This is a genomic window from Pseudomonas sp. Irchel s3b2 (genome assembly GCF_900187445.1).
In the GTDB taxonomy this organism is placed as follows: domain Bacteria; phylum Pseudomonadota; class Gammaproteobacteria; order Pseudomonadales; family Pseudomonadaceae; genus Aquipseudomonas.
Map to the genome: position 1 here is coordinate 114,913 of NZ_FYEB01000008.1, position 23,593 is coordinate 138,505.

The 23,593-nt window shown below is 58.0% G+C and carries 19 protein-coding genes; 9 read left to right on the forward strand and 10 right to left on the reverse strand.

Features of this window, described 5'->3' with window-relative positions; all coding sequences use genetic code 11:
• Positions 1-32 precede the first annotated feature (32 nt).
• The 9 genes from bamA to rpsB form a co-directional block, all read right to left on the reverse strand.
• A complete protein-coding gene (bamA, locus tag CKW20_RS18105) occupies positions 33-2,408 on the reverse strand; it encodes an outer membrane protein assembly factor BamA (protein ID WP_095054157.1) in 2,376 nt (791 codons plus the stop codon).
• 72 nt (positions 2,409-2,480) lie between these two features.
• Positions 2,481-3,833, reverse strand: a complete 1,353-nt coding sequence (gene rseP, locus CKW20_RS18110; protein WP_095054158.1) for a sigma E protease regulator RseP — start codon at positions 3,831-3,833, stop codon at positions 2,481-2,483.
• Positions 3,834-3,883: 50 nt separating this feature from the next.
• Positions 3,884-5,074: a 1-deoxy-D-xylulose-5-phosphate reductoisomerase gene (gene ispC, locus CKW20_RS18115; RefSeq protein WP_095054159.1), complete on the reverse strand. Its 1,191-nt coding sequence runs from the start codon at positions 5,072-5,074 to the stop codon at positions 3,884-3,886.
• Positions 5,071-5,874 (reverse strand): phosphatidate cytidylyltransferase, encoded by an 804-nt coding sequence (locus tag CKW20_RS18120; protein WP_095054160.1) that lies wholly within the window; start codon positions 5,872-5,874, stop codon positions 5,071-5,073. Before CKW20_RS18120 ends, ispC begins: the two co-directional genes overlap by 4 nt.
• On the reverse strand, positions 5,874-6,629 hold the full coding sequence (gene uppS / locus CKW20_RS18125; RefSeq protein ID WP_095054161.1) for a polyprenyl diphosphate synthase: 756 nt from the start codon (positions 6,627-6,629) through the stop codon (positions 5,874-5,876). The genes CKW20_RS18120 and uppS overlap by 1 nt, the downstream gene beginning before the upstream one ends.
• Positions 6,630-6,642: 13 nt before the next feature.
• Complete coding sequence (gene frr / locus CKW20_RS18130; protein WP_095054162.1) at positions 6,643-7,200, reverse strand: ribosome recycling factor; 558 nt, start codon at positions 7,198-7,200, stop codon at positions 6,643-6,645.
• Positions 7,197-7,940: a UMP kinase gene (gene pyrH, locus CKW20_RS18135; protein WP_003172271.1), complete on the reverse strand. Its 744-nt coding sequence runs from the start codon at positions 7,938-7,940 to the stop codon at positions 7,197-7,199. Before pyrH ends, frr begins: the two co-directional genes overlap by 4 nt.
• 210 nt (positions 7,941-8,150) lie before the next feature.
• Positions 8,151-9,014 (reverse strand): translation elongation factor Ts, encoded by an 864-nt coding sequence (gene tsf / locus CKW20_RS18140; protein ID WP_095054163.1) that lies wholly within the window; start codon positions 9,012-9,014, stop codon positions 8,151-8,153.
• A gap of 190 nt (positions 9,015-9,204) precedes the next feature.
• Positions 9,205-9,942, reverse strand: coding sequence for a 30S ribosomal protein S2 (gene rpsB / locus CKW20_RS18145; protein WP_008028964.1), 738 nt, complete (start codon positions 9,940-9,942; stop codon positions 9,205-9,207).
• A 372-nt stretch (positions 9,943-10,314) separates the two neighbouring features.
• On the opposite strand from rpsB, the gene map reads away from it, so the two are divergent.
• From map to CKW20_RS18190, 8 genes are all read left to right on the forward strand, one after another.
• Positions 10,315-11,097 carry a type I methionyl aminopeptidase gene (map, locus tag CKW20_RS18150; RefSeq protein ID WP_018927020.1) on the forward strand — a complete coding sequence of 261 codons (783 nt, stop codon included), beginning with the start codon at positions 10,315-10,317 and terminating at the stop codon, positions 11,095-11,097.
• A 45-nt stretch (positions 11,098-11,142) separates the two neighbouring features.
• Complete coding sequence (locus CKW20_RS18155; protein WP_095054164.1) at positions 11,143-13,845, forward strand: [protein-PII] uridylyltransferase; 2,703 nt, start codon at positions 11,143-11,145, stop codon at positions 13,843-13,845.
• Positions 13,846-14,023: 178 nt separating this feature from the next.
• Complete coding sequence (dapC, locus tag CKW20_RS18160; RefSeq protein WP_095054165.1) at positions 14,024-15,226, forward strand: succinyldiaminopimelate transaminase; 1,203 nt, start codon at positions 14,024-14,026, stop codon at positions 15,224-15,226.
• Positions 15,227-15,408: 182 nt separating this feature from the next.
• A complete protein-coding gene (locus tag CKW20_RS18165) occupies positions 15,409-16,161 on the forward strand; it encodes a peptidase M12 (RefSeq protein ID WP_095054166.1) in 753 nt (250 codons plus the stop codon).
• A 351-nt stretch (positions 16,162-16,512) separates the two neighbouring features.
• Complete coding sequence (locus CKW20_RS18175) at positions 16,513-16,875, forward strand: ArsC family reductase (RefSeq protein ID WP_256585073.1); 363 nt, start codon at positions 16,513-16,515, stop codon at positions 16,873-16,875.
• A 33-nt stretch (positions 16,876-16,908) separates the two neighbouring features.
• Complete coding sequence (dapD, locus tag CKW20_RS18180) at positions 16,909-17,943, forward strand: 2,3,4,5-tetrahydropyridine-2,6-dicarboxylate N-succinyltransferase (RefSeq protein WP_048393760.1); 1,035 nt, start codon at positions 16,909-16,911, stop codon at positions 17,941-17,943.
• 144 nt (positions 17,944-18,087) lie between these two features.
• The gene (locus CKW20_RS18185) at positions 18,088-19,293 is read left to right on the forward strand and encodes an aminotransferase class V-fold PLP-dependent enzyme (RefSeq protein ID WP_095054167.1); all 1,206 of its coding nucleotides are present in this window, start codon (positions 18,088-18,090) and stop codon (positions 19,291-19,293) included.
• A complete protein-coding gene (locus CKW20_RS18190; RefSeq protein WP_095054168.1) occupies positions 19,290-19,700 on the forward strand; it encodes a SufE family protein in 411 nt (136 codons plus the stop codon). Before CKW20_RS18185 ends, CKW20_RS18190 begins: the two co-directional genes overlap by 4 nt.
• A gap of 100 nt (positions 19,701-19,800) precedes the next feature.
• Here the strand turns inward: CKW20_RS18190 and tcdA are convergent, their stop codons facing one another.
• Entirely contained in the window at positions 19,801-20,610 is an 810-nt protein-coding gene (gene tcdA / locus CKW20_RS18195) for a tRNA cyclic N6-threonylcarbamoyladenosine(37) synthase TcdA (protein WP_176466917.1), read from the reverse strand.
• A 287-nt stretch (positions 20,611-20,897) separates the two neighbouring features.
• On the opposite strand from tcdA, the gene CKW20_RS18200 reads away from it, so the two are divergent.
• On the forward strand, positions 20,898-23,489 hold the full coding sequence (locus CKW20_RS18200) for a glycosyltransferase (RefSeq protein WP_095054169.1): 2,592 nt from the start codon (positions 20,898-20,900) through the stop codon (positions 23,487-23,489).
• Positions 23,490-23,593: the final 104 nt, after the last annotated feature.

Consider the following 23,593-nt stretch of genomic DNA (forward strand, 5'->3'; position numbering starts at 1 on the left):
AAAATCCATTGTCGTTATCTTGGGTCAGACGCTTAGAACGTCTGGCCGAGGGAGAATTGGAACACTTGAGTTTCAGCGTCATCCGGTTTCTTGACCGGCATCGCCAGTGCGAAGCTCAAAGGACCGAGCGCGGTAACCCATGTCACGCCGATACCAACAGAACTGGCCATGTTGCTCAGGCTAATGTCGTTGCACTGCGTATTGGACTTCGAACCGTCAGCGTTCCTCGTCTCTTTGCACGTCGAGTCGAACACGTTACCCACATCCCAGAATACCGAAGTACGCAGGGAGCGCTGATCCTTGACGAATGGTAGAGGGAACAGAACCTCTACACCGCCCTGGATCAGAACGTTACCACCAAATGGCAGTGGATCCTGGTCTGGATCTTTGAGCGTCCCCGGGTTAGTGCCTTGGCTTGGTGTACTACGAGGCCCCAGAGTGCTGTCCTTGAAGCCACGAACCGAGTTGAAACCACCAGCATAGTAGTTTTCATAGAACGGCAAGCCATCGGTCGAACCGTAACCGTCGCCATAACCCAGCTCAGTGTGCAGGCGCATGGTGTAGTTCTCAGACAACGGCTGGAATAACTGGCCACGGTAATCGAGTTTGAAGAACGACAGGTCACTGCCAGGGGTGGTGGCTTCCAGAGTCAGGCTCTGGGAACGACCACGGGTCGCCAATACACCTTTGTTCAGCGTGGACTCGGACCAACCGGCCGAAGCCTTGAAGTTCAGGTAGTTGTCACCCTCGCGTTCAACGAAGTCGAAAATCTCGTCAACGGTGTATCGGCCAGTCTTGATCTCGTCCTGTTGCGCGGTCAGGCCGAAGGTCAGACGCGAAGTCTCGCTGATCGGGTAACCGACGCTCACGCCCGCACCCAGACTGTCTACGGCATAGCTGGCCACGTCGACGTCGAGCTCGTCGTAGTCGGTGGTGCGGTAAAACGCGTTGTAACCCAGGCTCACACCGTCAGCAGTCCAGTAGGGGTCGACATAACCGAAGTTATAACGGCTCTGGTATTCGCTGCGAGTCAAGCCGACGCTGACTCGGTTACCGGTACCGAGGAAGTTGTTCTGGGTGATCGAGCCACCGAGGATCAGGCCGGCACTCTGGGCGAAACCGACGCTGGCGGTAATCGAACCGGACGCCTGTTCTTCAACGCTATAGTTCACGTCTACCTGGTCGTCGACACCCGGCACAGCCGGTGTTTCAACGTTGACTTCCTTGAAGAAGCCCAGGCGTTCCAGACGGGTCTTGGATTGATCGATCAGGTAAGTCGAAGCCCAACCGCCTTCCATCTGACGCATTTCACGGCGCAGCACTTCGTCTTCGGACTTGGTGTTGCCCCGGAAGTTGATGCGATTCACGTAAGCACGTTTACCCGGATCAACAGCGAAGGTGATGTCGACCGTGTGGTCGTCATCATGAGGCTGAGGCACGCCGTTGACGTTGGCGAAGGTGTAACCCTCGTTACCCAGACGACGAGTGATCAATTCGGAGGTGGTGGTCATCAGCTTGCGCGAGAATACCTGGCCTTTCTGAACCAGCAGCAGGGACTTGACCTGGTCTTCAGGCACTTTCAGGTCGCCGCTGAGCTTGACGTCACGAACGGTGTACTTCTCGCCTTCGTTGACGTTGACGGTGATATAGACGTGTTTCTTGTCCGGGGTGATGGACACCTGGGTCGAAGCGATATCCATATTGATATAGCCGCGATCCAGATAGTAGGAACGCAGACGCTCCAGGTCACCGGAGAGTTTTTCACGGGCGTACTTGTCATCGTTCTTGAAGAACGACAGCCAGTTGCTGGTCTTGAGTTCGAACAGGTCGATCAGGTCTTCATCAGGGAAGACAGTGTTACCCACCACGTTGATGTGCTGGATAGCCGCAACGGTGCCTTCGTTGATATTGACCTTCAACCCGACACGGTTACGTGGCTGCGGCACCACTTCGGTGTCGACTGTCGCCGAGTAGCGACCCTGAGCGACGTATTGACGCTGCAGCTCGTTACGCACACCTTCGAGGGTGGCGCGCTGGAAAATCTCGCCTTCGGCCAGGCCGGATTGTTTCAGGCCCTTCATCAGGTCTTCAGTGGAGATCGCCTTGTTGCCTTCGATCTCGATACTGGCGACCGATGGACGCTCGACTACAGTAATGACCAGGACGTTGCCATCGCGACCCAGCTGGATATCTTGAAAGAACCCGGTTTTGAACAATGCACGAGTGGATTCCACCAGACGACGATCGTCCGCCTGTTCGCCGACGTTCAACGGCAAGGCACCAAAGACACTACCCGCGGAGACCCGCTGGAGGCCATTGACGCGAATATCAGAGATAGTGAAGGACTCGGCGTGAACTTCGGCGATCATCAATACGGTGAGAACCGCAGTTAGCAGCAGACGTTTCATGAAGTCCTTTCTTATTCCAACTGGCAATAAAAACTGCCGCAAAATGCGGCAGATTCGCAATTCAGCGAAGCGTTACAGTCGACCCAGATCATTGACCAGAGCAAGCAACATCACCCCGACAACCAAACTGATGCCGATCTGTATCCCCCAACCTTGCACCCGATCCGACAAGGGGCGACCACGCACCCACTCGATCAGATAAAACAACAAATGCCCCCCATCCAGTACAGGAATGGGCAGCAAATTCAGAACCCCCAGGCTAATACTCAGATAAGCAAGGAAATTCAGGAAATCAGCGACGCCCGACTGGGCAGAAGCGCCCGCCACTTTAGCAATGGTTATCGGTCCACTCAAGTTTTTTACCGAGAGCTCGCCGAACAACATTTTCTTGAGCGAATCGAGGGTCAGTACGCTCATGGTCCAGGTGCGTCGGGCACCCTCGCCAATCGCAGCCACCGGGCCATAACTGACTTCGCGAATCATCTCTGGTGGCCAATCGACCGCTTTCACCCCGGCGCCCAGATAACCACTGGGCGACTTGCTCTCGCCGCGAGCGGCTAACGTCACAGGGACGTCGATTTGAGCACCATCGCGCTCGACGCGCAGCATGATTTTGGTATCTGGATGCATACGGACGATGTCGACTACTTGCTGCCAGTCGTCCAGCGCCTTGCCATCAAGGGCCAACAAGCGGTCACCCGCCTTCAGGCCCGCAGCCTTCGCCGGCCCTTTCGGATCAAATTCGGCCAGGACTGGAGGCAACGCCGGACGCCAGGGACGAATACCCAGCGAGCGAATCGGATCTGGCTCCTCAGCGCCCTTGAGCCACTTGTCCAGCACCAGCTCACGGGGTGAGTCCACCGTGGAGCCCTGCTCGCGGACCAGCAATTGAAGGGAACCGCTCTCACCCAGACGACGGATCAGCTGCAGATTCACCGCGGCCCAGCCGGAGGTTGGCTCACCATCGATGGCGATAATTTCCTGACCCGGGCTCAAACCTGCCTTGGAGGCAATACTGCCGGACTCGACCGCTCCGATAACCGGCCGCACCTGCTCGCTGCCGAGCATTGCCAACGCCCAGAAAAACACCATCGCCAATAGAAAGTTGGCGATCGGGCCGGCGGCGACGATGGCGATGCGCTGACGGACAGATTTGCGATTGAACGATTGATCGACCTGATCGGCCGGGACCTCGCCTTCGCGCTCGTCGAGCATTTTCACGTAGCCACCCAGCGGGATGGCGGCAATCACGAATTCAGTGCCTTTGCTGTCGTGCCAGCGCAGCAGCGGCATACCGAAGCCCACGGAGAAACGCAGCACTTTGACCCCACAGCGACGCGCGACCCAGAAATGGCCGAATTCGTGGAAGGTAACCAGCACACCCAGCGCTACCAGGGTGCCGACAATCATATAGAGCGCGCTCATGTATTTTCTCCGCAACTATCGGTGCTGCATGGGGCAACGTATTGCAGCACTTATCGCCCGTGACGGCTCAACCATTGCCCGGCCAGTACCCGTGCTTTCGCATCAGCCGTAAACACTGCCTCGAGATCATCTACCGCAACCACAGGCTCGAGGTTCAACACTTCCTCGATAATACTCGCGATTTCCAGGTAGCGAACCCGTCCGTCGAGAAACGCCGCCACAGCTACCTCATTCGCGGCATTGAGCATGGCCGGTGCGCTGTTGCCAGCCTCGGCGGCTTGACGTGCAAGGCGCAGGCAAGGGAAACGCTCTTCATCTGGCGACTGAAAATCCAGGCGAGCGATGGCGAACAGGTCCAGCGGCGCAACACCCGAGTCGATTCTCTCTGGCCAGGCCAGGGCATTGGCGATTGGCGTGCGCATGTCCGGATTGCCCAACTGCGCCAATACCGAACCATCGATGTAGTCGACCAGCGAATGAATCACGCTCTGCGGATGAATCACCACTTCGACCTGGGAGGGCGTGGCGTCGAACAGCCAGCAGGCCTCGATCAGCTCGAGTCCTTTGTTCATCATGCTGGCCGAATCCACCGAAATCTTGCGCCCCATGGACCAATTCGGGTGCGCACACGCTTGCTCGGGGGAAACATGCGCCAATTCGGCCATCGGTGTCTGCCGGAACGGGCCGCCAGAGGCTGTCAGTAAAATCCGACGCACACCGACCGCGCCAAGTCCACGAGCGAAATCCTGTGGCATGCACTGAAAAATCGCGTTGTGTTCGCTGTCGATCGGCAACAGCACTGAACCGCTTTTGCGCACGGCCTGCATAAACAGCGCACCGGACATCACCAGCGCTTCTTTATTGGCCAGAAGAATCTTCTTGCCGGCTTCGACCGCCGCCAGGGTCGGACGCAAGCCCGCCGCACCGACAATGGCCGCCATCACCGCATCGACTTCCGGATCGGAGGCGACCTGACACAAGCCCTCCTCCCCCACCAGAACGCGGGTCGGCAGACCGGCAGCGCGCAAATCGTCCTGCAACCCTGAGGCAGCGCCAGATTCCGGCACGACGGCGAAGCGCGGCACATGACGCACACACAGCGCCAGCAACTCACTCAAACGAGTGAAACCGCTCAAGGCAAAAACCTGATAACGCTCGGGATGACGGGCAATCACGTCGAGGGTGCTCAGACCAATCGAACCGGTCGCACCCAGCACGGTAATCTGTTGTGGGCGGCTCATGCTGCCATCCACAGCAGCACGGCGAATACCGGAATCGCCGCCGTCAGACTATCGATGCGGTCCAGCACGCCGCCGTGGCCAGGCAGCAGATTACTGCTGTCCTTGATCCCCGACTGGCGCTTGAACATGCTTTCGGTGAGGTCGCCCACCACTGAAATGAACACGATTACCGCAGCACCGAACAGGCCCATCAACAGTTGAGCGAAACTCCAGTCCCGCACAAAACCGACGATGGCGGTAATCACCAGACTCACCAGCAAGCCGCCGTAAACGCCCTCCCAGCTCTTGCCTGGGCTGACCTGTGACGCCAGCTTGCGCTTGCCGAAGGCCCGGCCGGAAAAGTACGCACCGATATCGGCACCCCAGACCAGCACCATCACCGCCATGATCAGCCAATTGCCCAAGGGCTCCTGCTTGATCAGGATCAGACCTTGCCAGGCCGGTAACAGAATCAACAGACCGATCACCAGTTTGCAGGCAGCACTGGCCCAGTGTTCGCTGGACTGTGGATAGGTCAAGACCAGGTACGTGGCCACACCCCACCAGAGCACTGCAGCGCCCAACACCCAAGGCGCGAGCCCCGGCAGGACGTGCATGACAAACAGCACCAACGCGACCACAGCCGCATAGGCAACGCGAATCGACTGAGCAGCAAAACCCGCCAGGCGCGCCCACTCCCACGCGCCGAGCGTTACCACCAGCCCGATGAACAGCGCAAAACCGGACCCTTCAAGCAGGAAAAACCCGCACAGGGCAATCGGCAGCAGGATCAGCGCCGTGATGATTCGTTGTTTAAGCATTAAACCCGGGCTCCAGCCTCGACCTGCTCGCTCGTTTTACCGAAGCGACGCTGGCGAGAAGCGAAATCTGCCAGCGCGTTGCGCATGGCGTCGTGTTTGAAGTCCGGCCAGAACAGGTCGGAGAAGTACAGCTCGGCGTAGGCCAGTTGCCACAGCAGGAAGTTGCTGATGCGATGCTCGCCACCGGTACGGATGCACAAGTCCGGCAACGGCAGATCACCGGTCGCCAGACAGGTTTGCAAAAGCTCAGGGGTAATGTCCTCCGGACGCAGATGCCCGGCCTGAACTTCGCGAGCCAGACGCTGCGCGGCTTGCGCGATATCCCACTGACCGCCGTAGTTGGCGGCGATCTGCAAGATAAAGCGATTGGCGCCGACGGTCATTGCCTCGGCTTCGCGCATGGCGGCCTGAAGCTCCGGGTGAAAACGCGAACGATCGCCAATGATGCGCAAACTGATGTTGTTGTCGTTGAGGCGCTTGGCCTCGCGACGCAACGCCCTGAAGAATAAATCCATCAAGGCACTGACCTCATCGACCGGGCGCTGCCAGTTTTCGCTGGAGAAGGCGAACAGGGTCAGTACTTCAACCTTGGCCTCGGCACACACCTCGATCACTGCACGTACTGCATCCACACCCGCTTTATGCCCGGCGACACCCGGCATAAAGCGTTTTTTCGCCCAACGATTATTACCATCCATGATGATCGCGACATGGCGCGGCACCGCGGACGGCGCAGTCTGCTTTGTCTTATCCATTGAAACTCGACCCTTATACGGCCATCAGGTCTTTTTCTTTTTCCGCCAACTTAGCGTCGATTTCAGCTACGAACTTCTTGGTCAGATCGTCGATCTCGCCGGTGGCGCGACGTTCTTCGTCTTCGCTGATTTCCTTTTCCTTGACCAGATCCTTGAGCTGGCTGTTCGCATCACGACGGATGTTCCGTACAGCAACGCGGGCATCTTCGGCGACATCGCGAGCCTGCTTGGTGAAGCCCTTGCGGGTTTCTTCGGTCAGGGCCGGCATGGAGATCAGCAGCAACTCACCCAGGTTGGTCGGATTGAGGTTCAGACCAGCACTACCGATAGCCTTGTCGACAGCACCGAGCATGTTGCGCTCAAAGGCAACCACTTGCAGGGTACGGGCGTCTTTAACGGTGATGTTCGCCACTTGCTTGATCGGAGTGTCGGAACCGTAATACGGCACCATCACGCCTTCAAGAATGCTTGGGTGTGCCTGACCGGTACGAATACGGCCAAAGTTGTGCGCCAGCGATTCGACGGATTTTTTCATGCGCTCTTGAGCGTCTTTTTTGATTTCGTTGATCATTGTTGGCCTTCCTCGATCAGGGTCCCTTCAGCGCCGCCATGTACGATGTTCAGCAGGGCGCCGGGCTTGTTCATGTTAAATACGCGCAACGGCATCTTGTGGTCGCGACACAAGCAAATAGCCGTCAAATCCATTACACCCAGCTTGCGATCCAGCACTTCATCGTAAGTCAGATGATCGAACTTCTCGGCATGCGGGTCTTTGAATGGATCAGCCGTGTAAACGCCATCGACCTTGGTTGCCTTGAGCACGACGTCAGCGTCGATTTCGATTGCACGCAAGCAGGCTGCCGAATCCGTGGTAAAGAACGGATTACCGGTACCGGCCGCAAAAATCACGACTTCCTTGGCGTTCAGGTGACGCATGGCTTTGCGGCGATCGTAGTGATCGGTCACGCCAACCATGGAAATGGCCGACATCACGATGGCCGAGATATTGGCACGTTCCAGCGCATCGCGCATCGCCAGGGCGTTCATCACAGTGGCCAGCATGCCCATGTGGTCGCCAGTTACCCGATCCATGCCGGCCGCGCTGAGCGCCGCACCGCGGAACAAGTTGCCGCCACCGATCACCAGACCGACCTGAACACCGATGCCGACCAGTTGGCCAACTTCCAGCGCCATGCGATCCAGAACTTTGGGGTCGATCCCGAACTCTTCCGAGCCCATCAGGGCCTCGCCGCTAAGCTTGAGTAGAATGCGTTTATAGCGAGCCTGATAACCACTGCCCTGCTGAGCCATTGCGAATCTCTCCTGCGGCGTATTTTAAAAATTCTTTGCGAGCTGTTTACAGCTGGCGTTCACTCTAGCTTGGCGCTGCTTCAGCGCCATCGGAACATGACTTTGTAAGCCAGTTCCAAATGGAAACCAAATAAAAGTTGGTAACCCATCTGAAAAGAGGCTGCGCGCGTGAGCGGGCAGCCTCTTCAGGGCGACAGTTAAAAAACTGTCTTACGACTTGGCAGCAGCCAGCTGGGCAGCAACTTCTTCAGCGAAGTTGTCTACCGGCTTCTCGATGCCTTCGCCTACTTTGAAGTAGGTGAAGGAAACGATTTCAGCGCCGGCTTTCTTGGCCAGTTCACCGACCTTGATTTCAGGGTTCTTGACGAACGCCTGCTCAACCAGGCTGGCTTCGGCCAGGAACTTGCTGATACGGCCTTTGACCATATTTTCAACGATGTTTTCCGGCTTGCCGGCGATCTTGTCAGCGTTCAGCGTCAGGAACACGCCTTTCTCGCGCTCGATCGCTTCAGCGGAAACTTCCGATGGCAGCAGGAATTCAGGGTTGGTGGCCGCTACGTGCATAGCGATGTCCTTGGCCAGCTCAACGTCGCCGCCTTTCAGAACAACTGCAACACCGATCTTGTTGCCGTGCAGGTAGCCACCGACAACGTCACCTTCAACGCGTGTCAGACGACGGATGTTGACGTTTTCGCCAACCTTGCCGACCAGTACCAGGCGAGCAGCTTCTTGAGCTTCGATCAGCGGAGCAACGTCAGTCAGTTTGTCGGCGAACGCTTTTTCAACGCTTGCAGCAACAAATTCCTTGAAGTCGTCCTGCAGGGCCAGGAAGTCGGTCTGCGAGTTCACTTCCAGCAGAACGGCGGATTTACCGTCTTCCTTCAGAGCGATTGCGCCTTCAGCAGCCACGTTGCCTGCTTTCTTGGCAGCCTTGATGGCGCCCGAAGCACGCATGTCATCAATGGCTTTTTCGATGTCGCCGCCAGCCTTGGTCAAGGCCTTTTTGCAATCCATCATGCCTTCGCCAGTACGCTCGCGCAGTTCTTTGACCAACGCTGCAGTAATCTCTGCCATTTCAAAATCCTCTTGGATAGGTTTTCAACCATTCCACCCGATCGAACGGGCGATCAATTCTTCCCGAACCACCGTTGTAAGCCGCTGCACGTTACAGCTCTGCAAGTGCGGGGCCGACAAACGGTTTTCGAGGTGGCAAAAAGGGGGCCAAGCCCCCTTTTTGCTTACTGAGTCAACGCCAGGGCGTCAATTACTCAGCTGCTGCTGCCGGAGCTTCTTCAACGAACTGCTCGGTGCCGCCAGCAACGTGGTTGCGACCGCGGATAACAGCGTCAGCCATCGAACCCATGTACAGCTGGATAGCGCGGATTGCGTCATCGTTGCCTGGGATGATGTAGTCAACGCCTTCCGGGCTGCTGTTGGTATCGACTACGCCGATAACCGGGATGCCCAGCTTGTTGGCTTCGGTGATCGCGATGCGCTCGTGATCAACGTCGATAACGAACAGAGCGTCTGGCAGACCGCCCATGTCCTTGATACCACCCAGGGAACGATCCAGCTTTTCCAGGTCACGGGAGCGCATCAGCGCTTCTTTCTTGGTCAGCTTGGCGAAAGTACCGTCTTCGGCTTGCACTTCAAGGTCACGCAGACGCTTGATGGAAGCACGGATGGTTTTGAAGTTGGTCAGCATGCCGCCCAACCAGCGGTGATCGACGTACGGCGAACCGCAACGTGCTGCTTCTTCAGCAACGATCTTGCCAGCGGAACGCTTGGTGCCGACGAACAGAATCTTGTTTTTGCCCTGGGCCAGACGCTCTACGAAAGTCAGAGCTTCGTTGAACATTGGCAGGGTTTTTTCAAGGTTGATGATGTGGATCTTGTTACGCGCGCCGAAAATGTATTTACCCATTTTCGGGTTCCAGTAACGGGTTTGGTGACCGAAGTGCACACCGGCCTTCAGCATATCGCGCATGTTGACTTGGGACATGATAGTTCCTTAATAAGTCGGGTTTGGCCTCCACGTATCCCAATGACCAACCAGCAGCATCAGCTGAAGGCACCCAGGTCATCGTGTCGACACGTGTGTGGATTTAAGCTTTTCAGGGTATCCCCGGAAAGCGGCGCATTTTATACCATAGGGCAGGCAAAAACGGAACCCGGATTCTGAAAACCTGGCGAATGCTTTGGAGCCCCACCTTGGAATCCCCACAGAATGCGCCATCCTATAAAGAGAAGCGATGCACAGAGGCTCAGATTTGCGCTGATCGTCTGGTAGAATCGCGTTTTTCAGGGCGTGATGTTTGTTCGCGAAATGCCCATTTCGTTTTAGAAGGCGCCATTGAGCGCAGAGAGAGCCTGTATGACCGTCACCCTCAAAACCCCAGAGGACATCGCAAAAATGCGGATCGCCGGCAAATTGGCCGCCGATGTGCTGGAAATGATTGCCGATTATGTCAAACCGGGTGTCACCACCGAAGAGCTGGACCGCATCTGCCACGACTATATCGTCAATGAGCAGAAAGCCATCCCTGCGCCGCTCAACTACAAGGGCTTCCCGAAGTCGATCTGCACCTCGATCAACCACGTGGTCTGCCACGGCATCCCGAACGAGAAACCGTTGAAGGATGGCGACACGCTGAACATCGACGTCACCGTGATCAAGGACGGTTACCACGGCGATACCAGCCGCATGTTCCACGTCGGTACCGTGCCGGTCTGGGCCGAGCGCCTGTCCCAGGTGACTCAGGAATGCATGTACAAGGCCATCGAACTGGTCAAACCCGGCTGCCGCCTGGGCGATATCGGTGAAGTGATCCAGAAGCACGCGGAAAAGAACGGCTTCTCGGTGGTTCGCGAGTTCTGCGGCCATGGCATCGGCAAGGTGTTCCACGAAGAGCCGCAGATCCTGCACTACGGCCGCGCCGGCACCGGCATGGAACTGAAAGCCGGCATGACCTTCACCATCGAGCCGATGATCAACCAGGGCAAAGCCGACACCAAGGTGTTGGGCGATGGCTGGACCGCCATTACCAAGGACCGCAAACTGTCGGCACAGTGGGAACACACCCTGCTGGTGACCGATACCGGTTACGAGATCTTCACTTTGCGCAGCGACGATACCATCCCGCGCGTTTCGGCCTGATCCCGCCCGCTCCGTTCCCAGCCTTATAGAAAGGAAAGCCAATCGATGCCGCAGGTGGATCCCGAACTCTTCGACCGCGGCCAGTTCCAGGCTGAACTGGCCCTGAAGGCAAGCCCTATTGCTGCTTTCAAGAAGGCCATCCGTCAAGCCCGCGAGGTACTTGACGAACGGTTTCGCAGTGGTCGGGACATTCGCCGGCTGATCGAGGATCGCGCCTGGTTTATCGACAACATCCTGCAACAAGCCTGGGAACAGTTTAACTGGAGCGAAGATGCCGATATCGCCCTCGTGGCGGTCGGCGGCTACGGTCGTGGCGAGTTGCACCCCTATTCCGACATCGATCTGCTGATTTTACTGGACAACGCCGATCACGAAATTTTTCGCGATTCCATCGAGCGCTTTCTGACGTTGCTGTGGGACATCGGCCTGGAAGTCGGCCAGAGCGTTCGTTCGGTGGATGAATGCTCCGAAGAAGCCCGCGCAGACCTGACGGTAGTCACCAACTTGATGGAAAGCCGCACCATCTGCGGCCCTGAACGCCTGCGTCAGCGCATGCTGGACGTCACCAGCACCGAGCACATGTGGCCCAGCAAGGAGTTCTTCCTGGCCAAACGCGCCGAGCAGAAAGCCCGACACCACAAGTACAACGACACCGAGTACAACCTGGAGCCCAACGTCAAAGGTTCGCCCGGCGGACTGCGGGATATTCAGACGATTCTCTGGGTCGCCCGTCGTCAGTACGGCACCCTGAACCTGCGGGCCCTGGCGGGCGAAGGTTTCCTGGTAGAGAGCGAAAATGCCCTGCTGGCCTCGTCCCAGGAGTTTCTGTGGAAGGTGCGCTATGCGCTGCACATGCTCGCCGGCCGTTCCGAAGACCGTTTGCTGTTCGATCACCAGCGCACGATTGCCGGGCTGCTGGGTTTCGAAGGCAATGACGCCAAGCACGCCATCGAAAACTTCATGCAGCAGTACTACCGGGTAGTCATGAGCATTGCCCAGCTCAGCGACCTGATTATCCAGCACTTCGAAGAAGTGATCCTGGCGCCCGAAGACGAAGCACCGCCACAACCGATCAACTCGCGGTTCCAGCTGCATGACGGCTACATCGAGGCGCGCAACGATAACGTGTTCCGCCGGACGCCATTCGCCATGCTCGAAATTTTCGTGCTGATGGCCCAGCAACCGGAGATCAAAGGCGTACGCGCCGATACCATCCGTCTGCTACGCGAGAACCGTCATCTGATCGATGACGATTTTCGCAATGACATCCGCAACACCAGCCTGTTCATCGAGTTGTTCAAGTGCAAGATCGGCATCCACCGCAATCTGCGGCGGATGAACCGTTACGGCATCCTTGGGCGCTATCTGCCGGAGTTCGGTTTCATTGTCGGGCAGATGCAACATGACTTGTTTCACATCTATACGGTCGACGCGCATACCCTGAACCTGATCAAGCACCTGCGTAAGTTGCAGTACACCCAGGTGTCGGAAAAATTCCCGCTGGCCAGCAAGCTAATGGCCAAACTGCCCAAACCCGAGCTGATTTACCTCGCCGGTCTGTACCACGACATCGGCAAGGGCCGACATGGCGATCACTCGGAAATCGGTGCCGTGGATGCCGAAGCTTTTTGCCAGCGCCACCAGTTGCCGATCTGGGACAGCCGCCTGATCGTCTGGCTGGTGCAGAACCATCTGATGATGTCGACCACGGCCCAGCGCAAGGATCTGTCCGACCCGCACGTGATCCACGATTTCGCGCAGACCGTCGGCGATGAAACCCGCCTCGATTATCTGTACGTGCTGACCGTTGCGGACATCAACGCCACCAACCCGACGCTATGGAACTCCTGGCGCGCGAGCCTGTTGCGTCAGCTCTACACCGAGACCAAGCGTGCCTTGCGTCGTGGCCTGGAAAACCCGGTGGATCGCGAAGAGCAGATCCGCCAGACCCAGAGCGCGGCACTGGACATCCTGGTACGTGGCGGCAACGACCCGGACGATGTCGAGCAGTTGTGGGCGCAATTGGGCGATGACTATTTCCTGCGCCACACCGCCGGCGACGTGGCCTGGCACACTGACGCGATTCTGCAGCAGCCGGCCGACGGTGGCCCGCTGGTGCTGATCAAGGAAACCACCCAGCGCGAGTTCGAGGGCGGTACGCAGATCTTCATCTATGCACCGGACCAGCATGATTTCTTCGCCGTGACCGTGGCGGCGATGGACCAGCTCAATCTGAACATTCACGACGCCCGGGTCATCACCTCCAGCAGCCAGTTCACCCTCGACACCTATATCGTGCTCGACACCGATGGCGACTCGATCGGCGATAACCCGGCACGGGTCAAGCAGATCCGCGAAGGCCTGACCGAAGCCCTGCGCAATCCGGATAACTACCCGACCATCATCCAGCGTCGAGTGCCGCGCCAGCTCAAGCATTTCGCGTTTGCGCCACAAGTGACAATTCACAACGACGCTCAGCGTCCGGTGACGGTACTGGAGCTAAGCGCCCCGGATCGCCCCGGCCTGCTGGCACGGATCGGCACGATCTTCCTCGAGTTCGACCTGTCGCTGCAGAACGCCAAGATCGCCACCTTGGGCGAGCGCGTGGAAGACGTGTTCTTTATCACCGACGCGAACAATCAGCCGCTGTCCGACCCATTGCTGTGCAGCCGTTTGCAGGATGCAATCGTCAAGCAACTGAGCGTCAGCCAGGAACCCGATATCAAACTGTCACGAATCAGTTTCTGAATTAACAAACCGCCATGGGAGCGCGAACCTGCCCTTTGTAGGAGCTGGCTTGCCAGCGATGAATTCAAATGCGCCGCGCTCACCCGGTAGCACGCGTTATCGTTAACGACCATCGCTGGCAAGCCAGCTCCTACAGGAATCTGAGCTTGTCTGCTCCCGCACCGAACGAGACTCATCGATGAACAACGCTCTGAACCAGTTGCAGCCCTACCCGTTCGAAAAGCTCCGCGCCCTGCTCGGCAGCGTCACGCCAAACCCGGACAAGCGCGCCATTGCGTTGTCCATCGGCGAGCCGAAACACCGCTCGCCAAGCTTCGTCGCCGAAGCGCTGGCAAGCAATCTGGATCAGATGGCCGTATACCCGACCACCCTCGGCATCCCGGCCCTGCGTGAAGCCATTGCCGCCTGGTGCGAACGTCGCTTCAGCGTCCCGAACGGCTGGCTCGACCCGGCGCGCAACGTGCTGCCGGTCAACGGCACCCGTGAAGCGCTGTTCGCCTTCACCCAGACCGTAGTCAACCGGGGTGATGATGCACTGGTGGTCAGCCCGAACCCGTTTTATCAGATCTACGAAGGCGCGGCGTTCCTGGCCGGGGCCAAGCCGCATTACCTGCCGTGCCTGGACGAAAACGGCTTCAACCCGGACTTCGACGCCGTATCGCCGGACATCTGGAAGCGCTGCCAGATCCTGTTCCTGTGCTCGCCAGGCAACCCGACCGGTGCGTTGATTCCGGTCGAAACCCTGAAGAAGCTGATCGCCCTGGCCGACGAATACGACTTCGTGATCGCTGCCGACGAATGCTATAGCGAATTGTACTTCGACGAACAAACCCCGCCGGCCGGCCTGCTCAGCGCCTGCGTGGAACTGGGCCGCAAGGATTTCAAGCGTTGCGTGGTGTTCCACAGCCTGTCCAAGCGCTCCAACCTGCCGGGCCTGCGTTCGGGATTTGTGGCCGGTGATGCTGACATCCTCAAAGGCTTTTTGCTCTATCGCACCTACCACGGCTGTGCGATGCCGGTTCAAACACAACTGGCCAGCGTTGCCGCATGGAATGACGAAGTGCATGTACGCGCCAACCGTGCGCTGTATCGCGAGAAGTATGATGCGGTGCTGGAGATTCTCAGTCCGGTGATGGATGTGCAACGCCCCGATGGTGGTTTCTACCTGTGGCCAAATGTGAACGGCGACGACGCTGCATTTTGCCGCGACCTGTTCGAACAGGAGCATGTGACTGTAGTACCTGGCTCTTACTTGTCCCGGGAGGTCGATGGCGTCAATCCGGGTGCCGGGCGTGTACGCATGGCACTGGTTGCGCCTTTGGCGGAATGTGTAGAAGCGGCTGAGCGAATTCGCGATTTCATATCCACTCGCAACAATTAATTGAAACTGCCCTGTACCGTGCAATGCGGTGCGGGGCACTCCGAAAGTAAACTTCCCGGATCGTCACCCCAACACATATCAACTTCATACAAACGCAACATCCAGAACAACTAACAAGATAGAAATCCACACCACTTCCAAATACCGTTAGAACTCCTTAACAAAAGAGTTCACACAACAACATGAATCCACAATACTGCAGAACCATTATACCCACCGACCCAATAGCCTCTTACAATGTCGCAATAAACGAGCGACCCGATAACAGAACTATCAGCAGCGGCGGAAGGCAGAAACGCAGTGTCGGTGAACACACCAAGTATTGGAACCCGGGAAGAACCCTGAAAATCCTTGTCTTCAGTTATAACGAACATTCTTTCGAAGCCGTTAAAAACGGCATAAATAGATGGCAACCTTACGTCAATCTAAATTTCGAATTTCTCGAAATGGATGAAGGGGACATCTATCAGCATCCCAATGAGTTTCTAGGTGACATTCGGATCAATTTCAATCCACTTATTAGTGGTGGGCGTTCAGCGATGGGTACGGACTCGCTTACAGGAGCGCCTGATAGCGAATCGATGCAGTTATCAACTAACTTCTCTTCCCCGGATTACGAAGCGTTGATCATTCATGAGTTTGGGCATGCGTTGGGTCTGGACCATGAACATCAACATCCCGATGCAGCAATACCCTGGGACCGAGAAAAAGCTTATTACCATTTCTCTGCGACTGCGGGATATTCCAGATCAGAAGTTGACGCCAACGTCTTTCCTCTCGAGCGCAGCGCGGATCGAACATATGCCGCTTACGACCGACATTCAGTAATGCATTATCAAATCTACAACGAACTAACGATTGGCGACTGGCATCAACCCCTAAATACAAACATCAGCGCAGGTGATATTGCATTTATGCGCAGTATTTATCCATAAACCCCTTGGAGCAACATAGGCCGCGAGCGACAGCTGAATCACTCTGGCAGCGATAAAAATCGACAAGTCTCGTTCGGCAACCCCATTGCCGCCCATTAGCAGTGGCCCGGATAAAAAACCCGCCGTGGTCACTGCCCCTATGCCAGCCACAGTCAGAAACGCACCGTGGGTGCTTGCGTCATCTCGCGCTTGCCACGCCACTGCCCAGCAGAACTGACAAGCGCCAGATACCCTGCACCCAGACAAACTGCAGCGCGGACAGACAAACCCGACCACAGCCGCCGCGAAACCGCCCGGTCATGGCATAATCCGTCACCTTTTATTTTCAGTACCTGCAAAAGGGGCAATTCCTTGACCGTTTCAAGCAAAACGTTGCACCTTTTCGGCATCAAAGCCTGCGACACCATGAAAAAGGCGCGCACCTGGCTCGATGAACACGCTGTCAGCTATGACTTTCACGATTACAAAACGGTCGGAATCGACCGTGAACACCTGCGCCAATGGTGCGACGAGCACGGCTGGCAAGTGGTGTTGAACCGCGCAGGCACGACCTTTCGCAAGCTCGACGACGAACGCAAAGCCGATCTCGACCAGCCGAAAGCCATCGAACTGATGCTCGCACAACCTTCGATGATCAAGCGCCCGGTGCTTGATCTCGGTGACCGAACCCTGATTGGCTTCAAGCCAGATATCTACGCGGCCGCACTCAAGTAAGGCAGCCCGTTCCATTTTGTTAGAGGTATCAACATGTCCACTACCCTGTTCAGCCTGGCCTTCGGTGTCGGCACTCAAAACCGTCAAGGCGCATGGCTGGAAGTGTTTTACGCGCAGCCACTGCTCAACCCGTCGGCCGAACTGGTCGCTGCCATTGCGCCGGTTCTTGGCTACACCGACGGCAATCAGGCCATCGCCTTCAGCACTGCTCAGGCGTCCCAACTGGCTGAGGCGCTGAAAGGTGTCGACGCTGCACAAGCGGCACTGCTGACCCGTCTGGCCGAGAGCCACAAGCCGCTGGTCGCGACTATTTTGGCCGAAGACGCTCAGCTGACTTCCACGCCTGAGGCTTACCTCAAGCTGCATTTGCTCTCTCATCGCCTGGTCAAGCCGCATGGCCTGAACCTGGCTGGCGTGTTCCCGCTGCTGCCGAACGTGGCCTGGACCAGCCAAGGTGCGATCGATCTGGCCGAACTGGCCGAGCATCAACTGGAAGCCCGTCTGCGCGGCGAGCTGCTGGAAGTGTTCTCGGTGGACAAGTTCCCGAAAATGACCGACTACGTGGTACCGGCCGGCGTGCGCATCGCTGACGCGGCGCGTATTCGTCTGGGCGCTTACGTGGGCGAAGGCACCACCGTCATGCACGAAGGTTTCGTCAACTTCAACGCCGGTACCGAAGGCCCGGGCATGATCGAAGGTCGTGTATCGGCGGGCGTGTTCGTTGGCAAGGGCTCGGATCTGGGCGGCGGTTGCTCGACCATGGGCACCCTGTCGGGTGGCGGCAACATCGTGATCAAGGTTGGCGAAGGCTGCCTGATCGGCGCCAACGCCGGTATCGGTATCCCGTTGGGCGACCGCAACACCGTTGAGTCGGGTCTGTATGTGACGGCCGGTACCAAGGTTGCGCTGCTGGACGAGCACAACAAGCTGGTCAAGGTCGTTAAAGCCCGTGAGCTGGCCGGTCAGCCTGACCTGCTGTTCCGTCGCAATTCGGAGACCGGTGCTGTGGAGTGCAAAACCCACAAATCGGCCATCGAACTGAACGAAGCGCTGCACGCTCACAACTAAGCAGGGCGTCACACGATCACCTGTGTTGTATAGGAGCGGGCTTGCCCGCGAAGCTTTTGGCGGTCTCAAGGGCCCCTTCGCGAGCAAGCTCGCTCCTACACAGGTCAGGCGAACACCCGCCCATGTTCACCAGGGCCCAATAGCATGATGATTCCCTCTCCCTGGCGCGCCGATTTTCCGGCCATCGCCGCCTTGCAACGGCAAGACCAGACGTATCTGGACAACGCCGCCACCACGCAAAAACCTCAAGCCCTGCTGGATGCCCTGGCGCATTACTACGCCAACGGCGCGGCCAACGTGCATCGGGCGCAACACTTGCCCGGCGCCCACGCGACTCAGGCATTCGAGGACAGCCGCAGAAAAGTTGCGCAATGGCTCAATACCGGCGATTGCGGGCAGATCATCTTCACCCACGGCGCGACGTCCGCGCTGAACCTCCTGGCCTATGGCCTGGAACACGTATTCAATCCGGGCGATGAAATTGTCATCAGCGCTCTGGAGCATCACGCCAATCTGTTGCCATGGCAGCAACTGGCCCGCCGTCGCGATCTGAAACTGGTGATTCTGCCGCTGAATGTCGACGGTTTGATCGATCTTGATACCGCCGCATCGTTGATCGGTCAGCGCACCCGTTTGCTGGCAGTCAGTCAGCTGTCCAACGTGCTCGGCGCCTGGCAACCGTTACCCTCGCTACTGGCGATGGCCAAAGCGCACAACGCGCTGACCGTCGTCGATGGCGCTCAAGGCGTGGTCCATGGCCGGCATGACGTGCAGGCGCTGGGTTGCGACTTCTATGTGTTTTCCAGCCACAAGCTCTACGGCCCGGATGGCCTGGGTGTGCTGTTCGGTCGTCATGACGCGCTCGCGCAACTGCATCCGTGGCAGTTCGGCGGCGAAATGGTGCTGGATGCCAACTACCACGACGCCCGCTTTCGACCTGCGCCGTTGGGGTTCGAGGCTGGTACCCCGCCGATTTCCAGCGTGATTGGCCTGGGCGCGACCCTGGATTATCTGGCCGGGCTCGATCAGGACGCCGTGTCCGCCCACGAAGCGGCGTTGCATGACTATTTGCTCAAAGGCCTTGAAGCGCGCAACGGCATTCATCTGCTGGGCAAGCCGCAACTGGCACTGGCCAGTTTTTTCGTCGAGGGTGTGCATAACTCTGATCTGGCGCATTTGTTGACCGAACAAGGGGTCGCCGTTCGCGCCGGTCATCATTGCGCCATGCCGCTGCTCAAAAGCTTTGAGCTGGCCGGGGCAATTCGGGTGTCATTGGCGTTGTACAACGACTCCGAGGATCTTGAGCGCTTTTTTGAAGCGCTGGATCAGGCATTGGAGTTGTTGCGATGACCTTGCCCGCCGATGCCGTCACCGCGCTGGATACTTTTCAGAAGACTGCGAGTTGGGAACAGCGGGCGCGGTTGCTGATGCAATGGGGCGACCGCCTGCCTGCGTTGAGCGATGTGGATAAAGTCGAGGCCAACCGCGTGCATGGCTGTGAAAGCCAGGTTTGGCTGGTCGGTGCGTTGCAGGACGGTCATTGGCAGTTCAGCGCCAGCAGCGATGCGCGGTTGATTCGCGGGTTGGTGGCGTTGCTGCTGGCACGGGTCAATGGGTTATCCGCTGCCGAACTGCAACAGGTGGATTTACCGGATTGGTTTGATCAGTTGGGGTTGTCGCGGCAGTTGTCGTCGTCGCGCAGCAATGGCCTCAATGCGGTGTTACAGCGGATGCGTGAATTGGCTACGGCCCTGTAGGAGCGAGCGGTGCGGCGATCCGACTTGCCCGCGAAAGCGGTGTGTCAGGTACCACGCCTTCGCGGGCAAGCCTCGCTCCTACAGATTTGCCAGGCCGCGGTCAGGCAGGCTTGATGCGATCCGCCGGGCGTCTAACCCCAGCCACAATCTTATCCACAGCCTTGGTCGCCGCGACCATACCGAACGTCGCCGTCACCATCATCACCGCGCCAAAGCCCCCGGCGCAGTCGAGCTTCACGCCATCACCGACAAAACTCTTCTGCAAGCAAATACTGCCGTCCGGTTTCGGGTAGCGCAGTTGCTCGGTGGAAAACACGCAGGGCACGCTGTAGTGGCGGGTCACGGTGCGGGAGAAACCGTAGTCGCGGCGCAACGTGGAGCGCACTTTCGACGCCAGAGGATCGTTGAACGTGCGGTTCAAGTCGCAGACCTGGATCAGCGTCGGGTCGATCTGCCCGCCTGCGCCGCCAGTGGTGATGATCTGAATCTTGCGTCGCTTGCACCAGGCGATCAGCGCAGCCTTGGCGTTGACGCTGTCGATGCAGTCAATCACGCAGTCGATGTTCGGCGTGATGTACTCGGCCATGGTTTCGCGGGTGACGAAGTCCGCCACCGCATGCACCGTGCAGTCCGGGTTGATCCCGCGCAGGCGCTCGGCCATCACCTCGACCTTGGGCTTGCCGACGGTGCTGTCCAGCGCATGCAGTTGACGATTGACGTTGCTGACACAAACGTCGTCCAGGTCAAACAGCGAAATCTCGCCCACGCCACACCGGGCAACCGCTTCCGCCGCCCAGGAACCGACGCCACCGACGCCGACGATCGCCACATGGGCTGCGCGCAAGCGCTCAAGACCTTCGATGCCATACAAGCGGGCGATGCCAGCAAACCGTGGATCTTCTGTACTCATGACCATTACCCCAAAAACCGGCGCGCATTATAGGGCCGTCGGCGGTCAAGAGCACCTTTGGGCTATGGACGGCAGTCTTGAGGGCTTCAATTGACTACAAATTTATTGGAATTGGGATATACCGCCCCGGTCAAAGAACTTAAGTCGACTTAAAGTGCCCAACGTCCGGCATTTCCCTGTCCGCTATACGATCAGTGAATGCCCAGTGTAGGATGCGCGCCCCCGCCCCTTGGCAGCCGGCCGCCGACCGTTCCTTCGTTCTGCAGCCCCTGGAACCTGAAATAGCTATGTCATCGCGTAAATTTGGACTCAACCTGGTCGTGGTTCTTGCAATCGCCGCCTTGTTCACCGGTTTCTGGGCGCTGGTCAATCGCCCGGTCACCGCCCCCAACTGGCCTGAACAGATCTCCGGCTTTTCGTACTCGCCGTTTCAACAAGGCCAGTACCCACAAAAAGCTCAGTACCCGACCGACGATGATATGCGTCGCGACCTGGAGATCATGAGCAAGCTGACGGACAACATCCGCACCTACTCGGTCGACGGCACGCTGGAGAACATTCCCAAACTGGCGGAAGAATTCGGCCTGCGGGTAACCCTGGGGATCTGGATCAGCCCGGACGAAGAGCGCAACGAGCGCGAAATCACCCGCGCCATCGAAATCGCCAACAGCTCGCGCAGTGTGGTTCGAGTGGTTGTAGGTAACGAGGCGATTTTCCGTAAGGAAATTACGGCGGCGGAACTCAGCATTATTCTGGATCGCGTGCGCGCCGCGGTGAAAGTTCCGGTGACCACCTCCGAGCAGTGGCACATCTGGGAAGAAAACCCGAGCCTGGCCAAGCACGTCGATTTGATTGCCGCTCACGTCCTGCCGTACTGGGAACACATTCCGATGGAGCAGTCGGGACAATTCGTTCTCGACCGCGCCCGTGACCTGAAAAAGATGTTCCCGAAAAAACCGCTGCTGCTTTCCGAAGTAGGCTGGCCGAGCAACGGCCGCATGCGCGGTGGCGCCGATGCGTCGCCGGCGGACCAGGCGATTTACCTGCGCACGTTGGTCAACAAGCTCAACCGCCAAGGCTTCAACTACTTCGTGATCGAAGCGTTCGACCAACCGTGGAAGGCCAGTGACGAAGGTTCGGTGGGCGCGTATTGGGGCGTGTTCAACGCCGCGCGTCAGCAGAAATTCAACTTCGAAGGCCCGGTCGTCGCGATCCCGCAATGGCGGGTACTGGCTATCGGCTCGGTAGTGCTGGCATTGCTGTCGCTGACCCTGTTGATGATCGACGGCTCGGCCCTGCGTCAACGCGGCCGCACCTTCCTGACCTTTATCGCGTTCCTCTGCGGTTCGGTGCTGGTGTGGATCGGTTACGACTACAGCCAGCAATACAGCACCTGGTTCAGCCTGACGGTGGGCTTCCTGCTCGCCCTCGGTGCACTCGGGGTGTTTATCGTTCTGCTGACCGAGGCTCATGAACTGGCCGAAGCGGTCTGGACCCACAAACGCCGGCGTGAATTCCTGCCAGTGGTGGGCGATTCGCACTACCGACCGAAAGTGTCGATCCACGTACCTTGCTACAACGAGCCGCCGGAGATGGTCAAACAGACCCTCAACGCCTTGGCCAACCTCGACTATCCGGACTTCGAAGTCCTGATCATCGACAACAACACCAAAGACCCGGCGGTCTGGGAACCGGTGCGCGATTATTGCGAAACCCTCGGCCCGCGCTTCAAGTTCTTCCACGTGGCACCGTTGGCCGGTTTCAAGGGCGGCGCGTTGAATTACCTGATTCCGCACACTGCCAAAGATGCCGAAGTGATTGCGGTGATCGACTCGGACTACTGCGTCGACCCGAACTGGCTCAAGCACATGGTGCCGCACTTCGTCGACCCGAAAATCGCCGTGGTGCAGTCGCCGCAGGATTATCGCGACCAGAACGAAAGCACCTTCAAGAAGCTCTGCTATGCGGAATACAAAGGTTTCTTCCACATCGGCATGGTCACCCGTAACGACCGCGACGCGATCATCCAGCACGGCACCATGACCATGACCCGTCGTTCGGTGCTCGAAGAACTGGGCTGGGCCGACTGGTGCATCTGTGAAGATGCCGAGTTGGGTCTGCGCGTGTTCGAGAAAGGCCTGTCGGCTGCGTACTACCACGACAGTTATGGCAAGGGCCTGATGCCCGATACCTTTATCGACTTCAAGAAACAGCGTTTCCGCTGGGCCTACGGAGCGATTCAGATCATCAAGCGTCACACCGCCAGCCTGCTGCGCGGCAAGGACACCGAACTGACCCGAGGCCAGCGTTACCACTTCCTCGCGGGCTGGTTGCCGTGGGTCGCAGACGGCATGAACATTTTCTTCACCATCGGCGCACTGTTGTGGTCGGCGGCGATGATCATCGTGCCGCAACGGGTCGATCCACCGCTGCTGATTTTCGCTATCCCGCCGTTGGCGCTGTTCGTGTTCAAGGTCGGCAAGATCATCTTCCTGTACCGCCGTGCTGTGGGGGTCAACCTCAAGGATGCGTTCTGCGCGGCATTGGCCGGGCTGGCGTTGTCGCACACCATCGCCAAAGCCGTGCTGTACGGTTTCTTCACCAGCAGCATTCCGTTCTTCCGCACCCCGAAAAACGCCGATAACCACGGCTTCTGGGTAGCCATTTCGGAAGCGCGCGAAGAGGTGTTCATCATGCTGCTGTTGTGGGGCGCGGCACTGGGAATCTTCCTGGTGAACGGTTTGCCGAGCAACGACATGCGCTTCTGGGTGACCATGTTGCTGGTGCAGTCGCTGCCGTACCTGGCGGCGCTGATCATGGCGTTCCTGTCGTCGTTGCCAAAACCGGTGGCCAAAGCCGAGACCGCACCGGCTGTCTAAATCAGTACAGATGCACTAAACGGCGGCCAATGGCCGCCGTTTTGCTTTAAGATAACCGCCATTTTGCGCGCCTTGCCCCAATTCCTGTAGGAGCTGGCTTGCCA